The sequence below is a fragment of the Chroococcidiopsis thermalis PCC 7203 genome, assembly GCF_000317125.1.
GTDB classification, from domain to species: Bacteria; Cyanobacteriota; Cyanobacteriia; order Cyanobacteriales; family Chroococcidiopsidaceae; genus Chroococcidiopsis; species Chroococcidiopsis thermalis.
The window spans coordinates 451,525-462,983 of sequence record NC_019695.1 but is presented as its reverse complement, the minus strand read 5'-3'; the positions used below and the strand labels follow the sequence as shown (position 1 = coordinate 462,983).

The 11,459-nt window shown below is 45.1% G+C and carries 11 protein-coding genes; 6 read left to right on the top strand and 5 right to left on the bottom strand.

The window, feature by feature from the left end:
• Nucleotides 1–87 precede the first annotated feature (87 nt).
• Nucleotides 88–1,149: a tRNA 2-selenouridine(34) synthase MnmH gene (mnmH, locus tag CHRO_RS02060; RefSeq protein ID WP_015152514.1), complete on the bottom strand. Its 1,062-nt coding sequence runs from the start codon at nt 1,147–1,149 to the stop codon at nt 88–90.
• 114 nt (nt 1,150–1,263) lie between these two features.
• Between mnmH and CHRO_RS02055 the strand changes: the two genes are divergently transcribed.
• Nucleotides 1,264–2,256: an aldo/keto reductase gene (locus CHRO_RS02055; protein ID WP_015152513.1), complete on the top strand. Its 993-nt coding sequence runs from the start codon at nt 1,264–1,266 to the stop codon at nt 2,254–2,256.
• A 52-nt stretch (nt 2,257–2,308) separates the two neighbouring features.
• On the opposite strand, the gene CHRO_RS31485 is transcribed toward CHRO_RS02055, so the two are convergent.
• Nucleotides 2,309–2,446: a hypothetical protein gene (locus tag CHRO_RS31485; RefSeq protein ID WP_015152512.1), complete on the bottom strand. Its 138-nt coding sequence runs from the start codon at nt 2,444–2,446 to the stop codon at nt 2,309–2,311.
• 96 nt (nt 2,447–2,542) lie between these two features.
• A complete protein-coding gene (gene prfC / locus CHRO_RS02050; protein WP_015152511.1) occupies nt 2,543–4,183 on the bottom strand; it encodes a peptide chain release factor 3 in 1,641 nt (546 codons plus the stop codon).
• A gap of 104 nt (nt 4,184–4,287) precedes the next feature.
• Between prfC and CHRO_RS02045 the strand changes: the two genes are divergently transcribed.
• The 3 genes from CHRO_RS02045 (at nt 4,288) to hemB (ending at nt 6,802) form a co-directional block, all read left to right on the top strand.
• Nucleotides 4,288–4,629, top strand: a complete 342-nt coding sequence (locus CHRO_RS02045) for a DUF4870 domain-containing protein (RefSeq protein ID WP_015152510.1) — start codon at nt 4,288–4,290, stop codon at nt 4,627–4,629.
• A gap of 100 nt (nt 4,630–4,729) precedes the next feature.
• Nucleotides 4,730–5,698 (top strand): hypothetical protein, encoded by a 969-nt coding sequence (locus CHRO_RS02040; protein ID WP_015152509.1) that lies wholly within the window; start codon nt 4,730–4,732, stop codon nt 5,696–5,698.
• A 123-nt stretch (nt 5,699–5,821) separates the two neighbouring features.
• Nucleotides 5,822–6,802 carry a porphobilinogen synthase gene (gene hemB / locus CHRO_RS02035; RefSeq protein WP_015152508.1) on the top strand — a complete coding sequence of 327 codons (981 nt, stop codon included), beginning with the start codon at nt 5,822–5,824 and terminating at the stop codon, nt 6,800–6,802.
• Nucleotides 6,803–6,977: 175 nt separating this feature from the next.
• On the opposite strand, the gene CHRO_RS02030 is transcribed toward hemB, so the two are convergent.
• Complete coding sequence (locus tag CHRO_RS02030; protein WP_015152507.1) at nt 6,978–8,603, bottom strand: iron uptake porin; 1,626 nt, start codon at nt 8,601–8,603, stop codon at nt 6,978–6,980.
• 322 nt (nt 8,604–8,925) lie between these two features.
• On the opposite strand from CHRO_RS02030, the gene CHRO_RS02020 reads away from it, so the two are divergent.
• Both CHRO_RS02020 and CHRO_RS02015 read left to right on the top strand, forming a co-directional pair.
• Entirely contained in the window at nt 8,926–9,918 is a 993-nt protein-coding gene (locus CHRO_RS02020) for a metal ABC transporter substrate-binding protein (protein ID WP_015152505.1), read from the top strand.
• Nucleotides 9,919–9,924: 6 nt separating this feature from the next.
• Nucleotides 9,925–10,734 (top strand): metal ABC transporter ATP-binding protein, encoded by an 810-nt coding sequence (locus CHRO_RS02015; RefSeq protein WP_015152504.1) that lies wholly within the window; start codon nt 9,925–9,927, stop codon nt 10,732–10,734.
• A gap of 121 nt (nt 10,735–10,855) precedes the next feature.
• On the opposite strand, the gene CHRO_RS02010 is transcribed toward CHRO_RS02015, so the two are convergent.
• Nucleotides 10,856–11,428, bottom strand: coding sequence for a DUF2808 domain-containing protein (locus CHRO_RS02010; RefSeq protein ID WP_015152503.1), 573 nt, complete (start codon nt 11,426–11,428; stop codon nt 10,856–10,858).
• Nucleotides 11,429–11,459 lie beyond the last annotated feature (31 nt).

The window sequence follows — 11,459 nt, the reverse complement described above, 5'->3', positions numbered from 1 at the left end:
CCACAGATCTGTAGGGGCGCACAGAGAAAGCGCCCCTACAAATGTCACGCACGCAATCGAGAATTGCTATGAAATGGAGTAAAAAGATTAGTCTTCAGACAGTGAGAGCAACTTATTTAGAACATGCTCAATATTGATATCGGATACATCTGACATAAACAAAGACTTTTCTACATTGGCATAGTCTCTTTGTATAGAGCAAGAATAGGTTGGATCGTAGTGAAAAAGGAGTAATTCTTTAACGATATCTTCTCTTTTTCCAGCATCGATCAACTGAAACCAATAGTTTAATTTTTGTTTTCCATATCTAGACTTTAATTTTTCTAGTTTAGTTTTTAAGAACTCAGAGTGAGTTTCTAAATATGGGTATTCTCTTAAAAGAAATGCAACTCTACTATCTATAGGTAGCTGAATTTCTATACACTGAGATTGCTTCATTTTTTGCCATAGAGGTAGAGGTAAATAAATTTTTCCAATTTTGTTACTTTCTGATTCTATCCATACAACTCGATCGCGATTGAATTTATGTAATTGCTGTAAGAGCAATGATTCAAAGTACTTCTGTGAGGGTTGAGGAGTCGGTTGTAGTTGCCATTCTTCACCGAGTAAAGAACCGCGATGGTTGGCGATCGCCTCTAAATCTAAAACCTGGATGCCGCGCTGTTGTAACCTACGTAAAATCAGCGTTTTACCGCTACCTGTAAAACCGCATAAAACTTTATAGGTAAATTGAGTTGGGAGTTGCTCTAACTGTTGCCGCACGTAGGCGCGATAAGTTTTATACCCACCTTCCAAGACGGTAACTCGCCAACCAATTTGTGCTAGTACCGCAGCCATACTATTAGAACGTTGTCCGCCGCGCCAGCAATAGACTAACGGACGGTAATCTTTGCCTTTATCTGCAAAATGCTGTTGGAGATGCTGAGAAATATTTTTAGCTACTAGTGCTGCACCAATTTTACGCGCCTTGAAAGGATTGATTTGTTTATAAATCGTCCCCACTTCAGCACGTTCGGTATCATCTAGTACTGGAAGATTAATAGCACCAGGGATGCGATCTTCTGCATATTCGCTCGGGGAACGAACATCAATAATTTCGCTGTAGGTTTCTGTCCAGGGTTGCTGGGTATAAATCGGAGAAGGTGGCATTCCAGTCAAATTTTATCTATTTTGATTGTGCCATTTTTAGAAGTTTTACTTTGCTACCATACGAAGAGATATTCGTTGCCCTCAGTGTCTTGCTGAAAATTTAAGGAGCTAATAATGACAGATAAGACCACTCGGCGCAATTTTTTGCTTACTGGTGCGGCTGTAGCAGGTGGAATTATTGGTAGCACGGCGCTACAACAAAATCAAACTGATAGCGCTCAGTCTACGGCACAAAATACAGCGGCTAAATCGACGGGAAAGATGCCAGAAAGGGTACTGGGACGCACAGAGGTTAAAGTTCCAATTTTCGGCTTAGGCGGAGCAGGACAAACGCCTCTATCTTGGCAGGGAAAAGAAGGGGATGCAGTCGCAATAATTGAAAAAGCGATCGCATTAGGTATTCGTTATTTTGATACTGCGGCAAATTACGGTCCGAGTGAAGATTATTTTGGTAAAGTCTTGCCATCTTACCGAAAAAATATATTTCTTGCTAGTAAAACAGATGCTAGAGATCGAGATGGTGCATGGCGTGAATTGGAGCGATCGCTCAAACGTCTCAATACAGATCGATTAGATTTATGGCAAATGCATCATGTCTCTTTTACTGAAGATTTAGAGACTATTTTCGGCAAAAATGGAGCAATTCAAGCTGTCGAAGAAGCAAAAGCCCAAAAACTCATTCGCTTTGCGGGAATTACCGGGCACCACGATCCTAATATTATTGCTGAAGGTTTGCGCCGCTATTCATTTGACGCGACTCTAATTCCCGTCAACGCAGCAGATAAACACCATCCACGTCCCTTTCTTCCTGTGGTTCTACCAGTTGCAAGGGAGAAAAATGTTGGTGTAATTGCCATGAAAGTTCCGGCTTACGGTCGCTTATTTAAACCTGGTGGGTTAGATGGGATGAATCAAGCATTAGGATATGCTATGTCTCAACCAGGAGTGCATTGTTGTGTTGTGGCAGCAGAAACGATCGCTCAATTAGAAAATAATGTTCGTGTGGCTCAAGCTTTTCAACCTTTATCTAAACAGGAATTAGCGGCGATCGAGCAACGCACTGCTGCTATTTGGGAGGATAATACCTTCTTTCGAGCATGGACGTAAGAATTCGGAATTCGGAATTCGGAATTCGGAATTAAGCAGAAAGTTGTAATTGTTAAATTTTGCACCATTTACAAACTAATTTGCCATCAATGGGAAACCATTGAGCGACTAATTTACCTTTTTGTTGAGTAGGATTGAATTGTCGTTGGGTTGGTTGAACTGCGGTTTGGGAAGTTGCGATCGCTTTCATAAATAAACTCCTGTTAGAAAGATTGAATTGGATAACAATCTTTCTATACGGAGCAGGTGCGATCGCTATGCAGTCGAGACGTTACATGTAAAGTTTCTACAATTCTCCGTTGCGATCGCTTGCACTCACAGAAGTTAAGGGCGCAATTTTACTTAATTTCAAATCTGGGTGGTCTGCTTCGAGTTGCTGGCAATTCCACTCGTTACGAAATAACAACACGGGACGATTGAGGGAATCTTTCACCGTCATGGTGTTAAAGATCCGCCCTACTTTTTCTAAAGCTTCCCAACCATCAACTACCCAACGAGTGACAGTGTAAGGCAATAAGTCTAGTAGCGTCTCAACTCCATATTCGTTTTGCAAGCGGAACTGTACCACTTCAAATTGTAATTGTCCTACTGCTGCTAAAATTGGGTCGCGCTTGGATTCATCCACTGAATACATAATCTGGACTGCGCCTTCTTCTCGCAACTCGGACACGCCTTTTTGAAATTGCTTAAATTTAGAAGGGTTGGGGTTTCTCATCACGGCATACAGTTCGGGAGAGAAAGAAGGAATACCTTCGTACTCTAGCTTTTGTCCTGTATAAATCGTGTCGCCGATCGCAAACATGCCTGGATTATTTAAACCAATCACATCACCGGGATAGGCTACATCAATCGATTCGCGGTCTTGAGCAAATAATTTTTGGGGTCTTGACAAACGGATCGTTTTACCAGTGCGGGCATGGTTTACCGTCATATCTTTTTCAAATTTACCCGTACAGACGCGAATAAACGCCACGCGATCGCGGTGTTTCGGGTCCATATTTGCCTGAAGTTTGAACACGAAACCCGAAAATTCTGGATAGGAAGGAGCGATTTCACCCATACTGCTAACACGGGCATAGGGTTTGAGGGCGTAGTCCAAGAAGGCATTTAAAAACAACTCCACGCCAAAATTTGTCATGGCGCTACCAAAGAATACCGGAGTCATTTTGCCTTGGTGGACGAGATCTAAATCTAGTTCCGATCCCGCTTCTTCTAAAAGTTCTATATCCTCTTTCAGTTGGTAGTAAAGGTCTTGTTCCAACAACTGCTCGATGCGCGGATCGCCCAAATTAACGATCGTATCCGCCGCCGCTTTGCTACCGTGAGCCGTCCGTTCAAATAAGTGGATCTGCTGCGTGCGACGGTCGTATACACCCTTAAAGCGATCGCCCATACCAATAGGATAGTTGACCGCATAAGTCTGCAACCCTAATTCTTTCTCAATTTCATCCAACAGCGATAGTGGTTCTCTCCCAGGACGGTCGAGTTTATTCACAAATGTAAAAATGGGAAGCGATCGCAGTTTACAGACTTCAAATAATTTGCGCGTCTGCGGTTCCAAACCTTTCGCAGCGTCGATCAACATCACCGCATTATCTGCTGCTGCCAGGGTACGATAGGTGTCTTCGCTAAAGTCTTGGTGTCCTGGCGTATCTAGCAAGTTGATCTGAGCGTTGTGATATTCAAACTGCAAGACTGTTGAGGTGATAGAAATTCCCCGCTGCTGCTCCATTGCCATCCAGTCAGAAGTTGCCTTGCGCTGCGCTCGTCGCGCTTTGACGGCTCCTGCTTCGTGAATTGCTCCCCCGTACAGCAATAACTTTTCTGTTAGTGTAGTTTTACCTGCGTCTGGGTGGGAGATGATGGCGAAATTGCGTCGCCGCTCCACCTCTGTTTGTAAATCTGCTTGTAGGTCGTTGGAGATCATTGAAGCTTAGCTGTAGGATGTAACAGGAAGTAAAAACCAGAGTCTAGCAGAATCTAATTTACCTTTATTTAGGATAACAATCTGCAACTGAGGAATGTGTTTGTATGTACGACCCTGACAAGCGGAAACTGCTATCGGCGATTAGCCACGGAGCAATCTTTTTCAGTACCACTCTGGTATCTGTTGGTATCCCCATCGCGGTTTTATTTGTCTCCGACGATCCAATCGTCAAGGAAAACGCCAAAGAAGCGATTAATTTTCACTTAAATGTCTGGTTTTGGGCATTAGTTATTGGCGTGCTGGTGACGATCAGCTTTGGTTTATTATTTCCTTTAGCTGGACTGGGATTTTTAATTCATTGGGGATTAACTATTCTGGCGATCGTCAAAGTCTTGAGTCATCCTGACGAGTCTTTCCGCTACCCTTTTATCGTGCGGTTGTTATAAATTTCTGACAAAGATGAATTGCCAAAAATCTTTCTTTTCCTAAATTTGCCGCATAGCACCTGAAGCAATAGTCAGAGAGCTATAAGTCATAGGTGCGTCAATGGCTACTGACTATATTCTGTTCATTCATGGCGTTAACACTCGCGAACAGCAGGCACAGCCAAGCTATGCCAACGATTTGATTAAATTGCTCGATCGGGCGATCGCGTCCCATGCACCGACGCTCAATCCTAAATATATTCCGCTTTACTGGGGTGACACTCTATTTGACGAACAACAAAAACGTCTGGATAAGTTCCGCGCCTCTAGCCAGTGGAAGCGTCTGTGGTTTCGCAATTTCCGCTCCACACAACTGATGCAGTTTATTGGGGATGCAACATTATATATCAACCGTCATGTTGGTGCTAAAGTTGTTGAGGAATTGGCACGGCAAATAGAAGCGAATTTACCTTCACAACCCCAGCTAGACGATCGCTTGCATATAGTGGGTCATAGTTGGGGGACGGTAATTTTATTCGATATTCTGTTTGCAGGACGTTGGGATCTTCCTAATGTACCAGGTGGCGATCGCGTCCGCACGATCCGACAGCGAATTTTTGGTGTAGCACCGGAACGCGAACGAGGTATCCGCCTTGCTAGCATTCACACGCTGGGTTCTCCCATTGCTTTATTCAATCTGATCGATCTCGTACCTGATGCGACGACGGGACTCGGTGATACTTACGATATTGCCAAGAATTTACAAGAGCTACTGCAAACCTTGTATCGAGAGCGCAGACAGCAGCCTTTACCTTGGTACAATTTCATTCACCCCAGCGATCCGTTTGCTTGGACGCTGAAAGAGGTGATGCAGGAGGTGGTAGGTAGCGGTTTAGTTGAAATTGAAGATGTCATTACCAGAGATACCGATCTTACCGATTTGCTGATGCTGCCTTTTCGTCAAACTCCTGTATCTTTGTTAATTAATGGTGGCGATGCTCATGCTAGTTATTGGCGCTGTCGAGATGTGGTGCAAAAAATGAGTAGCGCGATCGCTTCTAATAGATTGAAACAACCTGCGATCGCATAGAGTTCGTTTAATATCCTTAATATTTTTAACAACAGTTACTCATTCTGTCAGTAGGGCGATCGCGGCGTAATATACTTCAAGATCTGAGCGCTACATCTTCTCAAGCTGTCATAATACAACGTCATGTTTCCAATTCATCGCCCTCGCCGCTTAAGAACTCATCCCCAACTGCGCCGGATGGTGCGGGAAACGGTTTTATCTAAAAACGATTTAATTTATCCTCTATTTGCCGTTCCTGGTGAAGCATTTGCCAAAGAAGTCAAATCGATGCCAGGAGTCTACCAGTTATCTGTAGACAAAATTGTGGAGGAAGCCAAAGAAGTTTACGATCTGGGTATCCCGTCGATTATTCTATTTGGCATTCCTGAAGATAAAGATACCGATGCAACTGGAGCTTGGCACGATTGCGGGATCGTCCAGAAAGCTGCAACTGCTGTCAAAGAAGCAGTACCAGATTTAATTGTGATTGCCGACACCTGCTTGTGCGAGTATACCAGTCACGGTCACTGTGGCTATTTGCAAACAGGCGATCTGATGGGACAGGTTTTGAACGATCCTACCTTGGAATTACTCAAGAAAACAGCAGTCTCTCAAGCTAAAGCTGGAGCTGATATTATCGCACCTTCGGGAATGATGGACGGATTCGTGCAAGCGATCCGCGAAGGTTTAGATGCAGCAGGATTCCAAGATACGCCGATTTTATCTTATGCGGCGAAGTACGCTTCAGCTTATTACGGACCCTTCCGCGATGCTGCCGATTCTACACCCCAATTTGGCGATCGCCGCACGTATCAAATGGACCCAGGAAACGCCCGTGAAGCGATTAAAGAAGTCGAACTCGATATTGCTGAAGGGGCAGATATGCTGATGGTGAAGCCTGCTTTGGCATACATGGACATTATCTGGCGGGTGAAGGAAGCGACCAATTTACCTGTAGCCGCCTACAATGTCTCTGGCGAGTATTCGATGGTGAAAGCCGCTGCCCTCAATGGCTGGATCGACGAACAGCGGGTCGTTATGGAGACTCTGACAAGTTTTAAACGGGCGGGGTCGGATATGATCTTGACATATCACGCGAAAGATGCTGTGCGTTGGCTAGATTAAATAAAAATGTAGAGGAATGACATGTAACGTCTCTACATTTTGCGATCGAACGTTTGCAACACATTTGTAGGGGCGCACAGCTGTGCGCCCCTACTACCGTCAATCTTTTCAGGGCAGGTTTATTTAGTTCTTCGTGCGTTTACAGAGATTATTGGTGAACCCGCCCCTACCTTACCTAAAAACTAAATGTCGTCCGCAGCGCGCCGATGATGGCATCATCGTTGTCGTTATTAAATCCAGGTGCAGTAATCCAAATTACGCCTGGAGTAATGGCAATGTTATCCGTGAGTTGATATTGATAGAATCCTTCAATATGGAAGGAAGTATCTTCGTCCTCCGCAACTTCAGCAACAGTAGAATCTTCCACTTTTGGTTCCATACCAAAGACAAAACCCAGGAGACTGCCCTCTTTGCCGAAATCTGGAAAGCCTAAAGTAACGGCGTAGTTCCAGATTTCTAAACCGCCGCGATCGAATGCGCCATTCACTGTAGAAAGCAAAGTCGTTCTCGTGTAGCCAGCCCAACCACCAACGACAATGCCATCGCTTAATTGCCAAGATAGCTGTACGCCGTAGGCATTGCTAGAAGTCGGCACATCTGGTGCGTCGTCGCCTTGTCCGATGATTTGTCTGCTAGCAAAGTAATCGGCATCGAACTGATTAAAGGTGGCATTTCTGCTACCCGTACCTGTATCGTCAGCACGGTAGGAATGAACGTAAGTCAAACCTAACTTTAAGCGATCGCTTGGCTTAAATAAGACTTGTCCGATCGCCGCATAAGGACCATTAAATAAGCCACTACTATCAGCTGGATCGTTTCCTTCGGCTGCCAAGTATCCTAAACTGATCTCGAAGAGATCGCCTAATTGATGTTTAATGCCTAAGCCCGCACCATCACCTAAGTTGTAGATGGGGTTGCGCGTGCCATACAGAGACAATGCCCCTGAATCACCATCTCCATCGAATAGCGTTACTGTATCAGTAAAATCATAGAACGCCGCACCAGCCGCAGCTAGGGTAACTTCTGTACTCTCACCAAGGGGGAAAGTGTATTCTAGAGTTTCTAGACCAACATCGTTATCCGGTTCTTCTTCATCTTGGGCGCGGGTGAAAGCTAAATCTCCTTCTGCCGTGCCTGTAATCCCAGCGTATCCCCTAAAGTTGCCCGCCGAGATGAGCGTGTACAGTAAATCTTTTCCGGTAAAACTAGTACTGAATTCTAGTCTGGCTCTGTCTGTAAAGATAGTATTGTCTTCCACTTCCTCACCAGTTTCGGCATTGTCACCACCGAAAACATCCGAGACTGCGGCAACAACAACCCCACTTAGTTTGGTGGTGGTAGAAAACTGATTTGCTTCTAATTCGGCGGTTGCTGCTTCTAAGCTATCAACTCGACCGCGCAAGGTAGCAAGTTCTGTGCCAAACTCTTCTTGTAACTTTTGTAGGGTAGCCAAGTCTTCTTTGGTCACTAAGTCTGTTGTTGCCGTAGCAATCAACTCGTTGACTCGATCCAAACAAGCATTTAATCCCGCCGCGAACTCGTATCTCGTTAAGGCTCGATTACCGCGATACGTACCATCAGGATAACCTGCGATACAACCGTAACGCTCAACCAAAGATTGCAATGCCTGAAAAGCCCAGTCAGTTGGTTGCACGTCTGATAACTGGGAAACTGAAGTCACCTGCGCCATAGTATTGCTAGTCTTTGGATTCGCTGCGGCAGGGAACCACGGGCTGCAAGCTAATATAGTTGCAAAAACTACCGGACTAGCCAAAAGCGATCGCCACAAGCTTTTATTCATGATTTACTTTCCTCACACCAAGATGTTGCTCTCTCATTGCAGTCATGACAACGGCTGAAAACGAAAGTCTGCAACTTTTTCTCAATAGTTTGACAGAAAACCAGCTACTTTGGCTGCATTTTTTCAACAATTTTTTATTTGAATTTTCTATCTTAGGGGGGATGCTAACACTGTTCGTAATTGCTGGTGAACCACAATTTATACTCAACAGCGACTCGCTACTGAGATCGGTACATAAGAAGGTGATATTGATTCTCATTGTAGTTGTAAAATAGACTTCTGGTTCAAACGCAACCCTTTAACCAATGCCAGGAGAAAAATTGTGAGCCGCTGCTACTTGAGATATTGGGCTGGATGGCAACTCAGCCTACCCTTGATGTCACTCCTACTGTCATCAATTGTTACAGGCTGCAATAACCAAGCGAGTTCGCCGCCACCTGCGCCTCAAGTTGAGACAGTTGCTTCGCCGTCGGATCGGTCAAAGGTAGTGACGACATTTTTACCGATGTACTGGTTTACCAAAGCAGTAGCAGGAGAGGCGGCGCAAGTAGAAATTTTAGTCCCGCCTGGTACGGAAGTCCACGAATACCAAGCAACACCAGCTAACGTGCAGGCGATCGCCACGGCTGATGTTTTAGTCAAAAACGGTTTGGGCTTGGAGGAATTTCTGGAAGATACGGTAAAAAATGCGGGTAACTCCAAGTTGAAACAAGTCGAAGCAAGTCAAGGAATAAAACCTGTAACAGAAATCTCCCCAGTGGAAGAAACCACTTCAGAAGAAGAACACGGACACGGACACGAACACGCTGAGGGTAATCCCCATGTCTGGCTCGATCCCGTCTTGGCGCAAAAACAAGTCAATAACATTCGAGATGGCTTAATTGCTGCCGATCCGCAAAATAAAGCGACTTACACCACTAACGCCGCCAACTACATCCAACAGTTGCAGGCACTCGATCGCGAGTTTAGGCAAAGGTTACAAAAATATCCTAACTGCACGTTTGTCACCTTCCACGATGCCTATCCTTATTTGGCACAACGTTACAAACTCAAACAAGTAGCAGTAGTAGAAATTCCCGAAGACCAATTATCGCCCCAGGATATTCAAAGGGCGATCGCGGCGGTGAAAAAATACAACGTCAAAGCGGTGTTTGGCGAACCAGGGACAGATAACAGGTTGCTAAAAAATCTTTCGCAAGATTTAAACCTGACTTTCAGACCTCTCGATCCTCTGGAGACAGGAGAGACAAATCCTCAATATTATTTCACGGCAATGAAAGCCAACCTCAAATCGTTGGAAGCGGGTTGTCAGTAACTAATTGTGAATCATTCAGCAATAACTAGTAACAAATATCCGATTCTGAAGGTAGAAGACTTAACAGTTTACCAAGGAAACTATCTCGCCGTCCGCGATGTTTCCTTTGAACTGATTTCAGGGACGGATACAGCGATTGTCGGTCCCAACGGCGCGGGGAAAAGCACCCTCGTACAAGCATTATTGGGAATAATTCCCTATGCTGCGGGCAAAATTGAAATTTTCGATCGCCCCATAGGACGCTTGGGGAGATTGTGCCATCAGATCGGCTACATGCCACAAAATTTTATCTTCGATCGCAGTTTTCCGATTTCTGTCAGCGAATTAGTTGGGTTGGGATACGTGGAGAGACAACAGGGTAGGGGCGCACAGCTATGCGTCCCTATAATAAATTCAATGCATCCTCGACCGGAGAGAAAAAAAGAGGCGATCGACCGAGCATTAAAACGAGTTAACGGCTACCATCTGCGCCGACAGGCAATTGGTAGCCTCAGTGGAGGTGAATTAAAACGGGTGCTGCTAGCGTATTGTTTAGTAATGCCACGGCAGCTATTAATCTTGGATGAAGCTTTTGCAGGTGTAGACGCGCAAGGTGCAGCCGATTTTTACAACTTATTAAACGAACTCAAACAACAGGAAAATTGGACGGTATTGCAGATCTCTCACGATTTAGATATGGTCAACCATCACTGCGATCGCGTTCTCTGTCTCAACCAAAGCCTAATTTGCACGGGTACGCCCGAAATTGCCCTATCTCCACAAAACTTACTAGCAACTTACGGTCCCAACTTCAGCCGCTACCATCATCGGCATTAGAAAAGTCAAAAGTCAAAAGTCAGAAGTCAAAATGGAGGGAGTTACTCTTGAGCTGAGAAAGAAAACAACTACCAATTACCAATTACCAACTACCACTCTTCGCTGATAACTGATAACTGATTCAAAAAATGTCTCTACTCCCACCGTTGTTGTAGAAATGTAACCGACCGAAGCCCATGAATTGACTGCGGACTTTTTCCCCTGGCGGAAAAGCGGTGACACCAAATAGATAAACTCCAGAAGTTGTGGGATTCGCTCTCGGTCTGAGCCCGATTGTAATGGCTCTACCTGGGGGAATTGGCGGATCGAAATTGACTGTCACCGTTCGCGTTTCTCGATCGTGGGTGACTTCGCCTAATTTAATTTTGTCACCGCGATCGCGGCGCGTGCCAACAAATGCGCGGGTATCATCGAGCCTATAGCGAATATTGTCTGCGCCTTCCTTTTGATGAATCGTTACCCGTTGTAAGGGTTCGCTTGCTGCTTTGGGAATGGCGATCGTGAAGTAGTAAGTTGCGCCCCAGACGCTGACGCTATCAAAAGTGGTTGTTGCTTCCAGTAGATCTGGCGGTTGTACGAAAGCAACTGAACCGTCTCCTAGCTGCACGGCTTGTACGGTTGAGGGAATTACTCCACCTAAACCCAAACCTACTGCGATCGCAGTTCCCAACAATCTGATAATTTGTCTCACCATACTATCTACCTGTAGATCGGGGAGTCGTAGG

Bases quoted from the DNA above. Each gene is read 5' to 3' on its own strand.
- CHRO_RS02010 (WP_015152503.1), bottom strand. From the start codon at position 11,428: ATGGTGAGACAAATTATCAGATTGTTGGGAACTGCGATCGCAGTAGGT.
- CHRO_RS02045 (WP_015152510.1), top strand. From the start codon at position 4,288: ATGTACGACCCTGACAAGCGGAAACTGCTATCGGCGATTAGCCACGGA.
- CHRO_RS02040 (WP_015152509.1), top strand. From the start codon at position 4,730: ATGGCTACTGACTATATTCTGTTCATTCATGGCGTTAACACTCGCGAA.
- prfC (WP_015152511.1), bottom strand. From the start codon at position 4,183: ATGATCTCCAACGACCTACAAGCAGATTTACAAACAGAGGTGGAGCGG.
- CHRO_RS02055 (WP_015152513.1), top strand. From the start codon at position 1,264: ATGACAGATAAGACCACTCGGCGCAATTTTTTGCTTACTGGTGCGGCT.
- CHRO_RS31485 (WP_015152512.1), bottom strand. From the start codon at position 2,446: ATGAAAGCGATCGCAACTTCCCAAACCGCAGTTCAACCAACCCAACGA.
- hemB (WP_015152508.1), top strand. From the start codon at position 5,822: ATGTTTCCAATTCATCGCCCTCGCCGCTTAAGAACTCATCCCCAACTG.
- CHRO_RS02030 (WP_015152507.1), bottom strand. From the start codon at position 8,603: ATGAATAAAAGCTTGTGGCGATCGCTTTTGGCTAGTCCGGTAGTTTTT.
- mnmH (WP_015152514.1), bottom strand. From the start codon at position 1,149: ATGCCACCTTCTCCGATTTATACCCAGCAACCCTGGACAGAAACCTAC.